Raw genomic sequence first — 18,151 nt, 5'->3', positions numbered from 1 at the left:
GGCGCCATCGCTATCGTAGGACGTTGCCGGACACCGCCGCGGGCCTCGATCGTCTATACCGGCCTTATGGCAATGCGGAATGGCCGCATGCATGTGCTGTGCAAGTGTCCATGCATCATCAGCGCTCCCTGACGGAAGGATGGCGCCGGCCTTCGGGACGCCCGTCACGGCGCATTGGGCATGTTGGCAAACGCTGGCATAGCGCTCGCCGAGGGCTCGCGGCAACCGCAGGAGACAATCATGGCAAGCAAGGATGTTCACGTTGTCGCGGCAGGTGACCGCTGGGCGGTTGTGGCCGATGGAGGACACGGTCGCGAAACTTTCCGAACGCAGAAAGAGGCAATCGCCGCCGGCTGGGAGCAGGCCAGGCGAAGGCAGGTCGACCTGCTCATCCACGGACGCGACGGTCATGTCCGTGAGCGAAACCGGTTCGGCGCTGAGCTCGCTGCCTTGAGCGGGTGAGGTCCAAGGACCGATATGACGACGATTACCGTTCAGATCCGGCCGACGGAAGACGCCCGTTGGACGGTTGAGGTGGACGGCGTCCCGCAGTTCACCACCTACCCGTCACGCGATCTCGCCATCGCGGCGGGCGTGCAGATGGCCATGGCAAACGACGCGGTACTGCTGATCCACGGGACCTGCCGGAAGAAAAAGGAACCGGACTGGCGCCATTGAGGGGGCTTCGCCGGGTTTGTCGGGAACGTTCCTTGCGATCGCCCTTGGCTCAGGCGCGGACCGGCTATGTCGACAGCAATGGCCGGCCGCTGCATGACCCACCGATCTGGAGCGCGAAATGACTACCCGTACGAAGCAAGACCATGGCACAAGATCTCAGGCCGGCGAGCAGGGCGGCAAATCCGGTGGCGGCGAGGATACCGGCATGCCCAACCCGATCGAGCTGCAACGCGCGTTGAAGGGCGTCGACTACCCGGCCAGCCGCGATCAGTTGCTGGACAAGGCGCGTGAGGCGGGCGCCGATGCGTCCATTACCGAGGCATTGGAGGGAATTCCGGACCGCGAATACGAAGACCCGGCGCAAGTGTCCGAGGCGGTGGCGCACAAGCGCTGAGGCTACCGGGCGGACGTCCGCCCCGGACAAGATTTACAGCATTGCAGGGCAGTTGCTTCAATGCACAGCGTCATGACGCGCTGGCGGCCGCTGCTATTTCATCTCCATGTACTCATCCCGCCCGAACGGCACGCCTGAGCTAGCGATAGTCCCCCAGCACCGTGGCCCTCGTGAACGCTTCGATATTGTCCAGCAGTGCGTCGAGCGCAGCGCCGGCGCCGTCGACCTCGCCGCGCGCAATCGCCGAGGCCACGGCGGCGTGCAGCTTCGACATGGTGGGCAGGTCCGCCGCTTCCTTGTAGTGCAGGTACCAGAACCGGCGCGACAGGCCGTGCATCAGACGCATGGCGCCCTCGGCAAACTCATTGCGCGCCGCCACCAGGCACAGTTCGTTGAATTCCCTATCGGCGCGGACGAAGGCGACATCGTCGCCGCTGCGTGACGACTGTTCGAACTCTTTGGCCAGCCGCTTGAAATGCTCGCGCTGCTCGGGCGTCGCCCGGCGGGCGGCGCAGCGGCAGATCAGGCGTTCGACTTCGCGGCGGGTCTCGAGCAGGCGCAACTGCCGGCCGACGTCGATCGGCGCGATCAGCAAGCCGCGCTGCGGCAGCACCATGATCAGGTGCTCGCGCGCCAGCCGCTGGATCGCCTCGCGAATCGGCGTACGCCCGATGCCGGTCATTTCGCTCAGCTGCAGCTCGGATACCGAGCTGCCCGGCGCCAGCTGCAGCGTCACGATGGCCTCCTCGATCTGCTCGTAGGCCAGGTCGGTCAGCTTGCCGCGCTGGCTGGCGGACTCTTCGGGCTCTGGCGTGGCCGCGGCGCGTGGGCGGGTGGCAGTTCTTGCGTTCATGGACAAGCGTCTGGAAGCACGGAAAGCCCATTGTATATGAGCCGTACGCAGCTTTTGTACATGGCATCCCAACAGCTTGCGCACTGGCTGTTTTCTGCTACTATGCGACTAATATATTAGATGTGTGCGGGAGGCGGCGTGGCAAGCGATGACGTATTGATCACGGGGCGCGGGCCGGTGACGGTGGTGGCCCTGCACGGCATCCAGGGCACGCGTGGCGCGTGGATGCCGTTGGCGCAGCAGCTGGCCGACCGGTGCACCTTCGTCCTCCCCAACCTGCCGGGGCGCGGCAACGCGATGCCGCCCGCCGACGCGCAGGCTTGCTCCCTCGATGCCTGCGCCGAAGTGTTGCACCGCACGCTCCGCCACTACGTGCGCGGCCCATTCGTGCTGGCCGGCTGGAGCATGGGCGTGTCCGTGGCGCTGGCTTATCTTGCCGGCGCGCACCAGCACTCGGGACGGCCGTTGCCTGCGGAGCTGTTGCTGGTTTCCGGCACGCCGCAGCTGAACGCGGTGCAATGGTTCGAGCCCGGCCCACCCGCCGCATTGCTGCAGGCCATTGCCACGCGTGAACGACGTCTGGCGCTGCGCGAGGCAGCGGACCATCGCACGGTGGCGTGGACCTGGGAATCGATCCGCCACACCGACCAGCGCAGCGCGCTGGCACAGGTGCGTTGCCGCACGCTGGTGATCCACGGCAGTGAAGACGACGATTGCCCGCTTGCCCACGGCGAGATGCTGGCCAACGGCATTGCCGATGCTGAACTGCTCGTGCTCCCCGGCGCCGGCCATGGCGTGCTGACGCAACGCACGTCAGAGATCGCCCGCCACCTGCGCGCGCGCTGGCCCGCGCAATCGGCATAGCGGTGCCATCCCGGCCACCGCTGCGATTCCCTTCAGCTCAACCCATCCCACAGGAGACAGCATGAGAGTGGAAGATCTCGTATATTTCTGCGCCCCGGCGCGGCTGGTCATGGGCGCCGGATGCCGCGCCCAGTTGCCCGCGCTGCTGCACCGGCTCGGCTATCGCCGGGGCCTGGTGGTGACGGACACGTTCTTCACCGGCGCCACGCCGTGGGTCGACGAACTCGTCGCGGGCGCCCGCGCGCATGACGTTGAGCTGCTGGTCTATGACGGCGGCATGCCCGATCCCACCACCACGCTGTGCGACGCGGCCACGGCGGCGGTGCGCGAACGGCTCGGCGGCCTGCCGGTCGATCATGTCATCGCGCTGGGCGGCGGCAGCAATATCGACCTGGCCAAGGCGCTGTGCCTGACTCTGCCAGGCGGCAGGCCCGTGCGCGCGTTCCTCGGCCGGATCGATGCCGGTACGCCCATCCTGCCGCTGATTGCCATGCCCACCACGGCCGGCACCGGCTCGGAGGCGACGCCCGGCGCGATCCTGGTCGATCCTGATAACGCGACCAAGGTGGCGGTGATGGACAATCGCCTGCGCCCCGGGGTGGCGCTGGTCGATCCCGAATTCACCTACACCTGTCCACCGCGGGTTACCGCCGATGCCGGCATCGATGCACTGACCCATGCGATCGAGTCCTACCTGACATTAGATTCGGCGCGCTTTGACCGCGGCGGCGACCCGGATCCAGGCTACAGCGGCCGCAACGCGCTGACGATGCTGTTCGCACACGAGTCGATCCGACTGTGCGGCCGATACCTGTTGCGCAGCTACCGGGACGGCAGCGACACCGAGGCGCGCATCGGCATGAGCTACGCCAGCGTCTACGCGGCGCTGTCATACGGCAGCGCGGGGCTCAATGCCGTGCATGGCATTGCCTACGCCGTCGCGGGCCTGACGCACCTGTCGCATGGCACCACCAACGCCGTGATGTTGCCGTATGTGCTCGATGTGCTGGCCGACGTGCGCCGCGAGGAACTGCTGGCGATTGCACGCTTGCTGGACATCGCCGAAAGCGATCCCGATATCGCAGTGGCGCGGGTGCCCGGCGCGGTGCGCGAGCTGGTGGCAGCGGTCGGTCTTCCCACCACGCTCCAGGCTTGCGGTGTCGGGCAGGGCGATATCGACGCCCTGGTGCGCGATGCCCTGGGGGTTGCGCGCCTCGCCAAGGCTTTCCCGGTGCCCGATGTTCCCGCGCGCTATGCCGCCATTGTGCGCAATGCGTGGGCGGGCACGCTGCCCGCGGAAGCGCAGACCCGGGCGCACCCGCGTCGCGTGGCGTAGGAGGCCGGCAGGACGCCTCAGCCCACGCCTGCAGACCCGTTTGCCGCCAGCCGCAGGTTGGCCTGGCGGTAAACCATTACTTGAACATCAGAGATGTGCAACTAATATATTAGAAGCGCGCCATACAGAGCGCGTCTCGTTGACACAGGAGACAACCATGGACATGTCTGCAGGCGCCCTCAAGCTGGAGGCGGGTATCGCGGCGCGGCTGGAACGATTGCCGATGACCGGCTACCAGCGCTCGCTGTTCGGCATCATCGCCACGGCGTGGTTTTTCGATTCGATGGATCTGGGCCTGATGACGTTCGTACTGGGCTCGATCAAGGCGGAGTTCGGCCTGAGCGCGGCGCAGGCCGGCCTGCTGGCCAGTTCCAGCTTCCTCGGCATGTTCCTGGGCGCGGCCATCGCCGGCCTGCTGGCGGACCGCTTCGGCCGCAAGCCGGTGTTCCAGGTCAGCATGATCTTCTGGGGCGTGGGCAGCCTGATGTGCGGGCTGGCGGACAGCGTGACCTCGCTGATGCTCTATCGCGTGCTGCTCGGATTCGGCATGGGCATGGAGTTTCCGATCGGCCTGTCGATGGTCTCGGAGATCGTCCCCGCGAAGAGCCGCGGCAAGTATGTCGCGATCCTGGAGGGCTTCTGGCCGATCGGCTTTATCGCGGCCGGCGCGCTGACGTACCTGTTGTTGCCGGTGATCGGCTGGCGCGGCATCTTTATCGCGCTGGCGGTGCCTGCGGTGTTCGTGTTCGTGGTGCGCCGCATGGTGCCGGAGTCGCCGCGCTGGCTCGAGGACGTCGGCCGCAAGTCGGAGGCCGACACGGTGATGGCCGGCATCGAGCAGCGCGTGGAACGCGCCTCGGGCCGCCCGCTGCCGGCGGTCTCCGCCACCTTCGGCGGCACGGCGGCGCCTGGCCGCAAGGCACGCTTCATGGAGCTGTGGAGCGGTCCCTATGCGCGCCGCACCATCATGCTGTGGTCGGTCTGGTTCTTTGCGCTGCTGGGCTATTACGGACTCACCACGTGGCTCGGCGCGCTGCTGCAGCAGGCCGGCTACGCCGTGACCAAGTCCGTGCTCTACACGGTCTATATCTCGCTGGCCGGCATCCCCGGGTTCATCTTCTCGGCATGGCTGCTGGAAAAGTGGGGCCGCAAGCCCACCTGCGCGCTCATGCTGATCGGCAGCGCCGTGGCCGCTTATGCCTACGGCCAGGCGGCCGTGCACCGGCTGCCGGTGGAGCAGTTGATCGCCGCGGGTTTGTGCATGCAGTTCTTCCTGTTCGGCATGTGGTCCGTGCTTTATGCCTATACGCCGGAGCTTTACCCCACGCGATCGCGCGCGACCGGCTCCGGCTTTGCTTCGTCGATCGGCCGCGTCGGCTCGCTGGCCGGACCCTACCTGGTCGGCGTGCTGCTGCCGGTCGCGGGCCAGGGCGGAGTCTTCACGCTGGGCGCACTGTCGTTTGCGGTGGCTGCCGCGGCGGTCCTGCTGCTGGGCGTCGAAACCCGCGGCAAGGCGCTGGAGGAAGTCTCGCACTGACGGTACGCCGCGCGGCGACCCGCCGCGCCTGCATTGGCGCCCCTGGCCACCAGGGGCATTTTTTGGATCGCCACACTTTTATATCCAACTGATATGTTAGTGCGGCGCGGTTTTACGGAGATGCAATCATGATGACGGAACGCCAACGCAAGTTCAGGGAGCAATACAAGGCCGATATCAGCCCGCTCTACAACGGCCTGCTGCATATTGCCGTGATCTACGGGGTAGGCGTGGGCGCGCTGTGGTGGGCAAGCCGGCAGCTGCACAACGTGACCTGGGAGTGGGCGCTGATCGTGCCGGTATTCCTCGCCGGCAACTTCGTGGAATGGTTCCTGCACAGCTATGTCATGCACCGCCGCATCGACGTCTTTGCGCTGCGCGCCATCTATGAGCGCCACACGCGCCAGCACCACCAGTATTTCACCGACCAGGAACCCACCATCGACACCACGCGCGAATTCCGCATCGTGTTCTTCCCCTGGCGCGTGCTGGCGACGCTTGGTGTGGGCGGCGGCGGGCTGGGCTACCTGGCATCGCTGATCTTCAACGCCAACGCCGGCTACTTCGTCTTCATCACCATGGTGGCGCAGTACCTGGTCTACGAGACCTTCCACTACTGCTGCCATGTCCACGACAACTGGTTCGTGCGCAACATGCCCTTCATCAACACCATTCGCCGCCACCACACCGCGCATCACAACATGGGCATCATGATGAAGTACAACATGAACCTCACCTTCCCGATCGCCGACTACATCATGGGCACGTCCGACCTGCGCCGCGGCCTGCTCGGGCACCTGTTCAACGGATACAGCGAAGCGCACGTCAAGGAAGAGCTCAAGCCGATCATCCGGAAATTCCGCACCGACCATTCGCGCGTGACGCTCGACGGGCCGGTGCTCGATGAGGACGAACGCCGCGCCATGGCCGCGTAGCCGGTCTGCATGCCTGCCGATCGCCCGCCGCGCTACGCCACCGAGTCGGTCATCTCGTCCTGCTCTTCGCCGAGGAAGCCGCCGCTCTGGTGCCGCCACAGCCGCGCATAGGTGCCGTTCTTCGCCAGCAATTCGGCGTGCGTGCCCTGTTCGATGATGCGGCCCTGGTCCATCACGATCAGGCGGTCCATGGCGGCGATGGTGGAGAGGCGGTGGGCGATCGCGATCACGGTCTTGCCCTCCATCATTTCGTCGAGGCTTTCCTGGATCGCCGCTTCCACTTCGGAGTCCAGCGCGCTGGTGGCCTCGTCCAGCAGCAGGATGGGCGCGTTCTTGAGCATGACGCGCGCAATCGCGATGCGCTGGCGCTGGCCGCCGGAGAGCTTCACGCCGCGTTCGCCGACCAGGGTGTCGTAGCCGGTGTGGCCGTGCTGGTCGCTCAGCTGGCGGATGAAGCCGTCGGCCTGCGCGTGCACGGCGGCGTGGCGGATTTCCTCTTCGGTGGCGTTGGGGCGGCCGTAGGCGATGTTGTCGCGGATCGAGCGATGCAGCAGCGAGGTGTCCTGGGTCACCATGCCGATGGCGCTGCGCAGGCTGTCCTGCGTGACGTGGGCAATGTCCTGGCCGTCGATGCGGATGCGGCCGCTGTCCACGTCGTAGAAGCGCAGCAGCAGGTTGATCAGCGTGGACTTGCCCGCGCCGGAGCGGCCCACCAGCCCGATCTTTTCGCCGGGACGCACGGTCAGGCTCAGGCCATCCAGCACCTGGCGCTCGCCGTTGTAGTTGAAGCGGACCTGGTCGAATTCCACCTCGCCGCGCCGGATCTGCAGCGCGGGGGCGCCCGGCGCATCCTGGACCTTGGCCACGTGCGTCAGCGTGGCAATGCCATCCTGCACCGTGCCGATGTTCTCGAACAACGAGGCCATCTGCCACATGATCCAGTGCGACATGCCGTTGATGCGCAGCGCCATGGCGGTGACCGCGGCCACCGCGCCCGTGCCGATCTCGGCCCGGTGCCATAGCCACAGCGCGTAGCCGCCCGCCGCCAGGATCAGCGCCACCACCAGGGCCTGGTTGACGATCTCGAACTGGCTGACCAGGCGCATCTGCCGGAACCCGGTGTCCTTGAAATCCTCCATCGCGGCGCGCGCGAAATGCGCCTCGCGCCGGGTGTGCGAGAACAGCTTGACGGTGGTGATATTGGTGTAGGCGTCGGTGACGCGTCCGGTCATCGACGAGCGGGCATGGGCCTGCTCCTGTCCCACCTTGCCCAGCCGGGGCACGAAATACAGCATGGCCAGGCCGAACAGCACGATCCAGCCGATGAACGGTGCCATCAGCCGCACATCGAAGCCACCCGCCAGCGCGATGATGGTGATGAAATACACGCCGATGGCGAGCACGATCTCGATGAAGGTGAACAGGACTTCGCGCACCGCCAGCGCGGTCTGCATGACCTTGGTGGTGACGCGCCCGGCGAACTCGTCGGAGAAGAAGGACAGGCTCTGCCTCAGCATGAGCCGATGGAAGTCCCAGCGCAGCCGCAGCGGCAGGTTGATCGCCAGCACCTGGTGCTGCACCATGGTGCGCAGCGCCACCAGGCCAACGCTGGCCACCAGCACGACGGCGATCCCCCACAGCACGCGCTGCTCCTGTGCCGAAGCTTCGCGGCCGCCCTGCCAGGCCGCCAGCAGATCCACGACTTGCCCGAGGAAGGAAAACAGCCACGCTTCGTAGACCGACACGCCGGCGCTCAGCAGCGCCAGCGCGACGAAGTAGCGTCGTGTTCCGCGGGTGCAGGCCCACAGGAAGGGCGCCAGGCCCTTGGGCGGCGGTGGCGCCTCGTCGGGCGGGAAGGGATCAAGCAGACGTTCGAACGCGCGCAGCACGGGGTCCTCCGAAACGGCAGAAGGCCGGCGATCCAGCCGGCATGCGGACCGGGCGGCCTTCGTCGGTGCGAGGCGCAGATTCTACCCCCGGAGGCCGCGCGGCGCAGAGCCCGGTCCGCTCAACGAAAACCATGATTTCTGGCAGTCAAGCTCGTGAATCCGCATGACTTCATGTTTTACAACACCGACCCGCCTGGCGATCCGCTGCGGTCTCGCTGCGGTCTCGCTGCGGTATTGCGCACGTCGCACGCGACCCGCTGGATCCACTGTATGCGGCCGCTCGCGGCGGCCAGCACCACCACATGGCCTCGCCTCACGTGGTCTCGGCTTGAGCGCACGCGTTGCACAGATCCTGAATACTGAATTTAGCGTTGCTTAGATCCGCGCGCTCCAACGAGGCAGCTCGAGTGGCACGCCCTGTTTTGCGCTGACGCACGACTTACGGAATGCGCCAAATCCTTATATGCTGTAACCGGACAGTGGGGCGGCCTTGCGCCGTCGGGCGCATCGGCGCATCGCACGACGGCCTCGATCGGGCATCCGGAAGGGATTCCCCCGATCGCAGGGAATTTCCCCAATGTCCTCTGTATCGGTCAACGCCTTTGACCTCTTGCGTTCTTGTCCAATGGTTGTGCTGACCAAGAAAAATAACGCCTGAGCGGAACGAAAGCATGACAACAGAATTGCCCGGTCGGGCCATCAGATGGCTTGTGGTCGCGTATGTGCTGGTGGGACTGACGTATCTCGCCTGGCGGATCGACACGATCAATCTTTCGGCCCCGCTGTTTTCCATCGCGCTCTATGCGGCCGAGGTCTACGGCTATATCAGCGGCCTGCTCTTCGTGCTGATGACGTACCGGCTTTCGGTGCGGGAGGCACCGCCGCCCGAACCGGGCCTGAGCGTCGACGTCTACGTGCCGACCTATAACGAGTCGGTCGAACTGATCCGCCGTACGCTGCTGGCGGTGATGCGCATGGATTATCCGCATGTCACCTGGCTGCTTGACGATGGCCGCCGCGAATCGATGCGCGCGCTGGCGCAGGAACTGGGTTGCCGCTATCTCGCGCGCAGCGACAACGCCCACGCCAAGGCCGGCAACCTGAACCATGCGCTGAAGCACAGCAGCGGCGAACTGATTGCGATCTTCGATGCCGACCACGCGCCGCGCAAGGACTTCCTGGTCAAGACCCTGGGCTATTTCCGCGACCAGCGGGTGGCATTCGTGCAGACGCCGCAGGACTTCTTCAACATCGACTCCTTCAACCACCGCCTGGGCAAGAAGCGGGTGTGGGATGAGCAGGCGTTGTTCTTCAAGGTGATCCAGCGCGGCAAGGACGCGCTCAATGCCGCGTTCTTCTGTGGCAGCTGCGCCGTGATCCGCCGCGCCGCGGTGGCGCGGATCGGCGGCTTCGCGACGGAAACCGTGACCGAGGACGTGCACACCGCGATCCGCATGCACAAGCTCGGCTACCAGTCCGTGTACCACGCCGAGTCGCTGGCGTTCGGCCTGGCGCCACACAGCATCGATACCTACCTGAAGCAGCGCATGCGCTGGGGCATGGGCGCGATGCAGGTATTCCGGCGAGAGAACATCCTGTTCGGCCGCGGGCTGACTCTCGGCCAGCGCCTCAATTATCTGGCCTCGGCCCTGTTTTTCTTCGAGGGCTGGCAGAAGCTGGTCTTCTTCCTGACGCCGCCGGTGGTGTTCCTGACCGGCGTGCTGCCGATCATCTCGCCGCTGAACAACTTCCTGCTGCTGTTCTGCCTGTACTACCTGCTTTCGATCCTGGTGCACCTGGAACTCGGGCGCGGCTACAACTCGCTGTTCCTGAGCGAGCAGTACGCCATGGCCCGTTTCTTTGCGTTCATGTCGACCAGTGTCGGCCTGTTCCGCAAGAATATCCCGTTTGCCGTGACCGACAAGCAGATGACCCAGACCGGCAAGATGTGGCTGTGGCTGTCGCCATTGCTGGTCCTCTGCGCCGTGGCAGCCGCCAGCGTGCCGGTCGGCCTGTACCGGATCTACACCGGCAGCATCCCGCTCGGCGCCGGTCTGGTGACGCTGTTCTGGACGCTGATGACGCTTGGCAGCGCCGCCGCGGTGGCGGCTTACGCCCGCAAGCACTCGCGTAACCGCCGCGCCGAATACCGCTTTCCGCTGCGCGTCCCGGCGACGCTGACGGTCAACGGCAAGACCTGCCTGGGACTGACCGCGGACCTGTCGCCGAACGGCGCACTGTACCTGGGGGAGGCGATACCGGGCCTGGCGCTGGGCGACGCGGTCGACGTGGCGTTGCACCTGCCCAACCTCATCGTTCGCGATACCGCCATTGCCACCTTTGTGAGGGCCGCTGCGCCCGGCGCTCCTTACGGCATGTCCGTCGGCCTGCGGTTCAACTGGTCGGCGCATGGCAATACCGGTGCGCTGGAGACGTTCCTCTTCGGCAGCCGGCTGCAGCTCGAGATGGGAGCGCTGCGCGAGACGGAGACGCCGCCGCTGACGCGTCTTGCCGAGATACTCGGCGGTGACGAGGGCCGGTCATCGGTCGCGTATATCTGGGCCGCGGGGCTGTTGATGCAGCCGCTGCGCGTCGACATGCTGCCCGTTGCGATCGCCACCATGGACGGCGCGGCGCCGCTGCTGTTCAGCAGCACCGAACTGGACTTCCATGCCAGCGCCACCCTGCGCCAGCCGCTGGCCGCCCGCGCGGGCGGCGCCCATGAGCAGTCCATCCGGCTGACGCCCACCGGGCGGGTCAGCACGCCGACCGGTGACTTTCACCTGTACCACATTGCGCCGCATAGCGCGGCCTAACCAGGGAATCCTTATGATGGCGCACAGAGGCCATGGCGCGGCGTGCCGACGGCTTGCGGCGGCACTACTCGGCGGCCTTTCGCTGCTCGCCTCGACGCAGGCGGCCGCGGGACCGTTTCTGTTCGGCGGCGCAAGCCTTGCGGGCGGCGGCGAGCGCAGCGAATACGCCGGGATCAGCGGCAATCTGCTGCCCGTGCCATTCCTGACGCAGAAGCTGGTGATCAGCGATTACCACTACAAATACGGCACGAACGGGACCACCGTGTCGGTGAACGGACAGGCCGCCGAGGCCGCGCTCGGCCTGCAGAAGGGCTGGTCGACGGGCTGGGCCGAGTTCTCGGCAGGCGCCCGCTACCGCTATAACCGCGTGTCGCCGGAGGGGGCGGACAACCGCTCCGACGGCGGTGAGTGGGGCCTCGCGCTGACCGTGCTGGGCCAACAGGAGTTTGCGCGGAACTGGGCGATCAACGGCATTGCCAGCTATAACTTCGGGCCCAAGGCCTACTGGGCCCGCGGCCGCCTGCTCTACAAGGTCTTCGGCGATGCCTGGGCCGGCGTGGAATTCATCAAGCACGGCGACCCGTTCTACCATGCCACCCAGGGTGGCCTGGTGCTGACCGGCATTGCCGTCGGCAAGGGCGTGAACCTGGGATTCTTTGCCGGCGCCAAGAAGACCGCGGGCGAGCCGCGCGCCTTCTATGGCGGGCTGGAGCTGAGCAAGGCGTTCTGAGCGCGGACCGGTCAAGGCGGTCCGTGAAGCAACGTGCCGGCAGATCGGCGCCAGCAGCGTTTGGCCAGTCGGGACCGAAGGTGGCTTCAGGAAGCCAGCTTCATCATCACCAGCCCGCTGACAATCAGCCCCGCCGCCAGGATCCTGACCGCGCTGGCCGGCTCGCCCAGCACGAACAATCCCACCAGGAACGCGCCAACGGCGCCGATGCCGGTCCAGATGGTGTAGGCCGTGCCGAGCGGCAGGCTTTTCATGGACAGGGAGAGCAGGGCGAAGCTGGCAATCATGGCCACCAGCGTGATGGCCGAGTAGCCGGGGCGTGAAAAGCCTTCGGACAGCTTCATGGAGTACGCCCAGAGCACTTCGAGTACCCCGGCGATGACGAGAAATATCCAGGCCATGACGGCTCCTTGATCAAGAGCCGGGCCGTCCCGGACATTCATACCCACGGCGGGCGAGGTCGTCCTCGAAAGTGCAGCATTGTACCGGATCGCCGGGCGGGCGTGCGCCGTGCCGAGGGGCCGCATGGTATCGTCGGCATGTCATGGTCATGCCCAGGGGCGTCCGAAGTCGGGGGAAATAATGAGAACGAGGCCGGTGCTGTGGTTCGTCGCGATGGTGTTGCTGTTGCCGCGGTTGGCCCTGGCCAGCGAATTCGGCAGCAAGGGCGGGCCGGAGCCCGCCAACCTCGAACAGGTCGCGTCACGGCTGCGCGAAGACCCGTATGACCTGGAACTGCTGATCAGTTTCGGCACCTCCAAGGGCGGATCCGCCGGTCATATCGCGCTGGCGCTGCGTGACGACGCGGCGGGCGAAGAGAGGGTGTACTCGGCCAACTTCTACGCCGATCGCGACCCCGCGCACGCGAGCGGACGCTACACCACCGATCTGATGATCGCCATCCCCAAGCAGGAGTATCTGTTCAAGACCGTGTCCACGGTCGCCGAGACCGCATCGTTCGGCCTGGATTTCGGCGAGATCTACAAGCGCTCGGTCATCGGGGTGCGGGTCTACGGCGTGCCCGCGGCGGACAAGGCGGCGCTGGCCGCCTATTTCCGCCGCATCAACGACGACTATCGCCAGCAACGCAGCGACACGGAATATCACCCGGGTCCGATCCAGTACGATTACCTGCGGCTGAACTGCGCCAAGACCATCGGTTCCGCGTTCAAGTTCGGCGCCGGCTATCGCGACCTGGAAATAACTGGCGCGAAGCTGTTTTCAGGCCGGCGCATGGTGGCGGCGGCCACCGCCAATATTCCGACCGAGATGGCGATGAAGCTGATCCGGGAATGGGCCCAGCGCAACTACGGCATGGACGTGGTGCTGTACAAGAAGTACCGCGGCTCGACCTATGTCGATCCGCAAGAAGAAGAGAAGGTCGCCTTCAAGGACCTGCCCGATCGCTTTCCCTCGGTGCTGTCACTGGACTTCCGCCGCGAGGCCGGGGCTTACCAGGACTATGACAACCTGCTGGCGATGTACCTGCTGTTCAACCTCGGCAAATACAGCGTGCGGGTCAACGAACAGACGTTGCTGCTGGAGATCGAGAAGTCGAAGGAGCCCATGCCCTATGCCGTCGCGCTGCAGACCGCCGAGCGCGACGCGCGCGCCGACAGCGAAAAATTCCAGCGCCATATTGAATTCCGTCCGAGCGGCGAGGGCATCAGCGAGGCGCCGGACAATACGCACCTTTATTACTTTACCGAGGATGCGGAGGGGAAGCTGAAGCGCTAGGGCCGCTCAGCCGAGCGCAAGCCCACCCAGCGCCAGCAGGCGGCGAAACACCGCCAGGCGTGCATCGCCGGTGTCCGCCAGCCGGTCGCACACGTGCAGGTATTGGGACATATCGCTGTGTCCACGCAAGGCATCCTTGCACTCGCGTTCCGAAATTTCCAGATGGACCCCGGTCAGCAGCGCGCGGCCCTTGCCCACCTGTGCGCTGACGATGGCGGGCGGCGAGCCGGGAATCCCGGCATAGACGGCCAGGACTTCGGTCCCGGGGGCGGGAGCGTCGGCGAAGTCGAAGCGGCAGCCACCGTGGTAGTGGGTGTAAAGCGATAGCGGGACGTCCGTCAGCTTGTCCGTGGTCCGCAGCTCCACCGCGGCCGTGGTGCGCGGCGTGCCGTCATAGAGCTTGCCGCCGGTCAGTTCAGGCAGCGAGCCGACTGCCACCGCATCCACCAGGCGCAGTTCGCGCGGGCCGCAGATTGCGCCACGGGTGCCGGCATGAAAGGCCAGCTCGCGGCACGCGTAGTAGGCGCCCGCGCAGATTCCCAGATAGACGCCGCCTTCCTCGACAAACCGCCGGATGCGCGTGTTCGGCGCGCCGTTGAGCAAGGCGCAATAGGGCAGGTCGGCGCCGCCCGGCATGACGAACATCACCGCATCATCGAAGAGCGTGGCGTCGTGCCGGATCTCGTTTGCCATGACCGCACGGAGTTCGTAGGCCCCGGCGGGAAGCTGATGGCCGATGGTCCGCATCAGGCATGCGGTCCAGTCGGAAGCGCCGGCGTCGACATAGGTAAGGATCTGGGGCCTGGGCATCGCCGCACTCGTGTCTTGTCCTCTCGGACTCTAGCCGTTCGGTATCGAAAACGCCATGCCGTCAAGGCAGTCGGCAGCCCGGTCTCAGCCAGGCGTGGCCGCCCGCCACGCTCCCGGCGGCAGCCCGAAGCGCCGGGTGAAGCTGCGCGTGAAGGTGGTCTGGTCCGGGTAGCCGGACATCAGCGCGATCTCGGCCAGCGGCAACGCTGAGTTCGACAGCCACTGCAGCGCGCGGTCCAGCCGCAGGCGGGTCTGGTAGCGGTGCGGGGTATCGCCGAAGGCCTCGGCGAACAGGGTCTGGAAGCGCCGCACGCTCCAGCCGAAATGCCCCGCCAGTTCCGGCACGCGCAGCGGCGCGGACAGGTTGGCGCGCAGGTAGGCGTCTACGGCCGACAGCGGGAACACGTCGCGGTCGGCGGGTATGCCGAGGCGGTCCGCCAGCGCCGCGGCAAGGGTGGCCGCGAGTTGCCAGTCGCGCTGCGGTCCGCGCGCCGCGGCCGCGGCACGCCGCGCCGCCAGCGCGCGCACGTGGCTGCCGAAGGCGCCGTCGAGCGCGAAGGCGCGCGGGCGCGCCATCAGCCGCGCCGGCAGCGCCACCGACCGGGCCGGGAAGTCCGCCACCAGCTGCAGGTTGCCGTCGTGGCCCATGTAGTCGTGATGGCTGCCGGCCGGCACGACCAGGCCGGTGCGGTCGTCCACCCGGTAGACGTGCCCGTCCAGCTCCAGTTCGCTGGCGCCGGCCAGGCCGAACAGCAGCTGGTGGTAGCCGTGCTCGTGGCCCTCCGGTTGCGGCCGGTAGTGCCGGTGCTCGACCAGCGGCGCGGCGCGGATTTCAGCGGGCTTCGGCATGCCGCATCCTGCCCCGGGTCTGGCACAGCCAGACGCCGGCCCCGGCCACCGCCATGCCCAGCGCCTGCACCCCGCTCAGGCGCTCGCCGAACAGCAGCCAGGCCTGCAGCGCCGCCAGCGGCGGCGCCAGGAACATCAGCGCCGCGGCATTGGCGGCCTGGCCGCGCCGCACCAGGCTGACCAGCAGCCAGGTGCCGGCGCCGGACAGGCCCACGGCAGCCCAGGCCAGGCCGGCCCACAGTGCTGGCGCGCCGTGCCAGTGCAGCGGCGCGCCGGCTGCCTGGACCGCCACCATCGCGGCGGCGACCAGCAGGGCGCCCAGGCTCTGCCAGGCCGAGCTGGCGCGCAGGTCACAGGTGGCGATGGCGGTCTTCTGCAAGAGGGTTCCCATGGTGATGGAGACAATGGCCAGCACGCCCAGCAGCACGATCCACGGCGAGAGCGGGCGGGCCGCGCCGTCCAGGCCGGCCTGCATCGCCGGTGCAACCACCAGCGCGACGCCGAGCGCACCCAGTGCCAGCCCTTGCCAGGTCCGCCTGGAAGGTAGCTCTTTCAGCAGGGGGATGGCAAGCAGCGCGGTCAGCAGCGGCTGCAGCGCGCCCAGCAGGGCCATGATCGCCGGCGGCAGGCCCTGGGCGATGGCGCCGTAGCCGGCGCACAGGTAGAGGCCCTGCATCAGCGCGCCGGCCAGCAGGTGGCGCGGCGCCTCGCGCAGCGGCGGCCATGCCGCGCGCGCCGCCAGCGACCAGCCCACGAACATCAGCCCGGCCACGGCAAAGCGGCCCAGCAGGAACAGGCTGGTATCGGCCAGCGGCACGATCGCCTTGCCGACGATAAAGCCAGTGGACCAGATCAGGACAAAGGCCGCGGCGGGCAGCCAGGCGGCAGTGGACAGGGGGCGGGGCATGCGGGCAGGTGTTTCCACCGCGGAGGCGGGATGGTCAGGACAAGACGCAAGGCTAGCGAGGCGCGGCGCCGCTGTCTTGGCAAATCCGGCAATCGCCCGCTGAAAGCATTGGTAACACTCGCGCGGCATCGGGCCGTCAACCGGCGCGGGCTTGCCACGTAACATGGTGATGGGGATCGAACCGGACGAGGGGAACCACATGGATCCAGCGCAGCATCCGATACCGCCCGGCCGCGGGCGCCTCGCCGCGTGGGGCGCCGCCGTCGCGCTGGCGCTGGCCGCGTCGCTGGCCGGCTGTGCCCAACTGACGGCCGGGGCCGGCAACGCCGACGGCCATGGCGCCACAGCCGCCGACCTGCGCTGGCTCAATACCGTCACCTATGGCGCCGACCAGGCTTCGCTGGACGCGCTGCGCCGGCTGGGCCGCAAGGGCTTCCTCGCGCAGCAACTGGCGATGCCTCTGGCCGATCCTCCCGAACTGGCCGCCGCCATTGCCGCCTTGCCCAACCTGCGCGACGGCGCCGCGGCGCAGGTCCAGGCCGCGCGCGAGGCACGCCAGCGCATCGACGCCCTGCCTGACGACGCCAGCCGCCAGCAGGCGCGCCAGGCGCTCAACCTGCAGGGCCGCGAGATCGTGGCCGATGTGGCGCGGCGCCACCTGCTGCGCGCCTTGTATTCCCCGGCGCAGCTGCGCGAGCAGATGACGTGGTTCTGGATGAACCATTTCAATGTCTACGCGGGCAAGGGCCAGGTCGGGCTGCTGCTGGCCGACTACGAAGAGCGCGTCATCCGCCCGCACGCACTGGGCCGGTTCCGCGACCTGCTGATGGCCACGGTGACCGCGCCGGCGATGCTGGTCTATCTCGACAATGCCCAGAGCAGCGTCAACCGCGTCAATGAAAACTACGCGCGCGAACTGATGGAGCTGCATACGCTGGGGGTTTCCGGCGGGCCCAGCGGCTCGCGCTATACGCAGCAGGACGTGCAGGAACTGGCGCGCGTGCTGACCGGCGTGGGCGTGAACCTGCGCGGCACGCCGCTGCCCAGGCTGCCGCCGGCGCGCGCCGGCCTGTACCGCAGCGACGGGCTGTTCGAGTTCCATCCCGCGCGCCACGACTTCGGCGCCAAGATGCTGCTGGGCCAGCGCATCGAGCCGTCCGGCCTGGACGAAGTGGCGCGCGCGGTGTCGATGCTGGCGCGCGAGCCGGCCACGGCGCGCTTTGTCAGTGCCCGGCTGGCGGCCCACTTTATCGCCGACAGCCCGCCTGCCGCGCTGGTCGAGCGCATGGCGCAGACCTTCACGCGTACCGACGGCGATATCGCCGCGGTGCTGCGCACCATGTTGCTGGCGCCCGAACTGGACCGGCAAGCGGACCTGTCCCCGCGCAAGTTCAAGGATCCGATGGTCTATGTGGTGTCGTCGCTGCGGCTGGCGTACGAGGGCCGCCCGGTGGCCAACCTGCGCCCGGTGATGAACTGGCTGAACCAACTCGGCGAGCCGCTGTACGGCCACGTGGCCCCCGACGGCTACCCCTCGGCGGAAAGCGCGTGGGCCAGTTCGGGGCAGATGGTGCGGCGCTTCGAGATTGCGCGGGCGATCGGCTCCGGGCCGGCGGGGTTGTTCGCGGGCGATGGCGCCGTGCCGCGCGGCGCGCGCTTCCCGACGATCGGCAACAAGCTGTATTACGAGGCCATCGACGCCACTCTGGGACCCGCCACGCGCGCCGCGCTGGCCCAGGCCGAGTCGCAGGCCGAATGGAACACGATGCTGCTGGCTTCGCCCGAATGGATGCAGCGCTGAAGGCAACGGAGAGCA

Annotated in this window: 17 protein-coding genes; 11 read left to right on the top strand and 6 right to left on the bottom strand. The window is 67.3% G+C overall.

The window, feature by feature from the left end:
- Positions 1-240 precede the first annotated feature (240 nt).
- The 3 genes from RALTA_RS24590 to RALTA_RS24580 all read left to right on the top strand — a co-directional run bounded on the left by RALTA_RS24590 (position 241) and on the right by RALTA_RS24580 (position 1,072).
- Positions 241-462, top strand: a complete 222-nt coding sequence (locus tag RALTA_RS24590) for a DUF2188 domain-containing protein (protein ID WP_025585404.1) — start codon at positions 241-243, stop codon at positions 460-462.
- A 15-nt stretch (positions 463-477) separates the two neighbouring features.
- Positions 478-678, top strand: coding sequence for a DUF2188 domain-containing protein (locus RALTA_RS24585; protein ID WP_012356666.1), 201 nt, complete (start codon positions 478-480; stop codon positions 676-678).
- Between the two features lie 118 nt (positions 679-796).
- Positions 797-1,072: a DUF2795 domain-containing protein gene (locus RALTA_RS24580; protein ID WP_012356665.1), complete on the top strand. Its 276-nt coding sequence runs from the start codon at positions 797-799 to the stop codon at positions 1,070-1,072.
- Between the two features lie 139 nt (positions 1,073-1,211).
- On the opposite strand, the gene RALTA_RS24575 is transcribed toward RALTA_RS24580, so the two are convergent.
- Positions 1,212-1,925 (bottom strand): GntR family transcriptional regulator, encoded by a 714-nt coding sequence (locus RALTA_RS24575; RefSeq protein ID WP_012356664.1) that lies wholly within the window; start codon positions 1,923-1,925, stop codon positions 1,212-1,214.
- 138 nt (positions 1,926-2,063) lie between these two features.
- Here RALTA_RS24575 and RALTA_RS24570 point away from each other — a divergent pair, with 138 nt between their 5' ends.
- The 4 genes from RALTA_RS24570 to RALTA_RS24555 all read left to right on the top strand — a co-directional run bounded on the left by RALTA_RS24570 (position 2,064) and on the right by RALTA_RS24555 (position 6,597).
- A complete protein-coding gene (locus RALTA_RS24570) occupies positions 2,064-2,789 on the top strand; it encodes an alpha/beta fold hydrolase (RefSeq protein ID WP_157877239.1) in 726 nt (241 codons plus the stop codon).
- Between the two features lie 61 nt (positions 2,790-2,850).
- Positions 2,851-4,125, top strand: a complete 1,275-nt coding sequence (locus tag RALTA_RS24565) for an iron-containing alcohol dehydrogenase (protein WP_012356662.1) — start codon at positions 2,851-2,853, stop codon at positions 4,123-4,125.
- Between the two features lie 157 nt (positions 4,126-4,282).
- A complete protein-coding gene (locus tag RALTA_RS24560) occupies positions 4,283-5,662 on the top strand; it encodes an MFS transporter (protein ID WP_025585398.1) in 1,380 nt (459 codons plus the stop codon).
- 128 nt (positions 5,663-5,790) lie between these two features.
- Complete coding sequence (locus RALTA_RS24555; RefSeq protein ID WP_012356660.1) at positions 5,791-6,597, top strand: sterol desaturase family protein; 807 nt, start codon at positions 5,791-5,793, stop codon at positions 6,595-6,597.
- 32 nt (positions 6,598-6,629) lie between these two features.
- Here RALTA_RS24555 and RALTA_RS24550 read toward each other — a convergent pair whose 3' ends face one another.
- Positions 6,630-8,486, bottom strand: coding sequence for an ABC transporter ATP-binding protein (locus RALTA_RS24550; RefSeq protein WP_012356659.1), 1,857 nt, complete (start codon positions 8,484-8,486; stop codon positions 6,630-6,632).
- Positions 8,487-9,157: 671 nt separating this feature from the next.
- Here RALTA_RS24550 and RALTA_RS24545 point away from each other — a divergent pair.
- Positions 9,158-11,302, top strand: coding sequence for a glycosyltransferase (locus RALTA_RS24545; protein ID WP_012356657.1), 2,145 nt, complete (start codon positions 9,158-9,160; stop codon positions 11,300-11,302).
- Positions 11,303-11,318: 16 nt separating this feature from the next.
- Entirely contained in the window at positions 11,319-12,032 is a 714-nt protein-coding gene (gene bcsS, locus RALTA_RS24540) for a cellulose biosynthesis protein BcsS (RefSeq protein WP_012356656.1), read from the top strand.
- An 86-nt stretch (positions 12,033-12,118) separates the two neighbouring features.
- Here bcsS and RALTA_RS24535 read toward each other — a convergent pair whose 3' ends face one another.
- A complete protein-coding gene (locus RALTA_RS24535) occupies positions 12,119-12,433 on the bottom strand; it encodes a DMT family transporter (protein ID WP_012356655.1) in 315 nt (104 codons plus the stop codon).
- Positions 12,434-12,614: 181 nt separating this feature from the next.
- Between RALTA_RS24535 and RALTA_RS24530 the strand changes: the two genes are divergently transcribed.
- Positions 12,615-13,769 (top strand): hypothetical protein, encoded by a 1,155-nt coding sequence (locus tag RALTA_RS24530; protein ID WP_157877237.1) that lies wholly within the window; start codon positions 12,615-12,617, stop codon positions 13,767-13,769.
- A 6-nt stretch (positions 13,770-13,775) separates the two neighbouring features.
- Here the strand turns inward: RALTA_RS24530 and RALTA_RS24525 are convergent, their stop codons facing one another.
- The 3 genes from RALTA_RS24525 to RALTA_RS24515 all read right to left on the bottom strand — a co-directional run bounded on the left by RALTA_RS24525 (position 13,776) and on the right by RALTA_RS24515 (position 16,335).
- The gene (locus tag RALTA_RS24525) at positions 13,776-14,579 is read right to left on the bottom strand and encodes a BPL-N domain-containing protein (RefSeq protein ID WP_012356653.1); all 804 of its coding nucleotides are present in this window, start codon (positions 14,577-14,579) and stop codon (positions 13,776-13,778) included.
- 84 nt (positions 14,580-14,663) lie between these two features.
- Positions 14,664-15,428 carry a helix-turn-helix transcriptional regulator gene (locus RALTA_RS24520; RefSeq protein WP_012356652.1) on the bottom strand — a complete coding sequence of 255 codons (765 nt, stop codon included), beginning with the start codon at positions 15,426-15,428 and terminating at the stop codon, positions 14,664-14,666.
- Positions 15,412-16,335: a DMT family transporter gene (locus RALTA_RS24515; RefSeq protein WP_012356651.1), complete on the bottom strand. Its 924-nt coding sequence runs from the start codon at positions 16,333-16,335 to the stop codon at positions 15,412-15,414. Before RALTA_RS24515 ends, RALTA_RS24520 begins: the two co-directional genes overlap by 17 nt.
- A gap of 199 nt (positions 16,336-16,534) precedes the next feature.
- Between RALTA_RS24515 and RALTA_RS24510 the strand changes: the two genes are divergently transcribed.
- Positions 16,535-18,136: a DUF1800 domain-containing protein gene (locus RALTA_RS24510; RefSeq protein WP_012356650.1), complete on the top strand. Its 1,602-nt coding sequence runs from the start codon at positions 16,535-16,537 to the stop codon at positions 18,134-18,136.
- The last annotated feature ends 15 nt before the right edge of the window (positions 18,137-18,151 follow it).

Source organism: Cupriavidus taiwanensis LMG 19424, assembly GCF_000069785.1.
GTDB classification, from domain to species: Bacteria; Pseudomonadota; Gammaproteobacteria; order Burkholderiales; family Burkholderiaceae; genus Cupriavidus; species Cupriavidus taiwanensis.
This window is presented reverse-complemented; position numbering and strand designations above follow the sequence as displayed.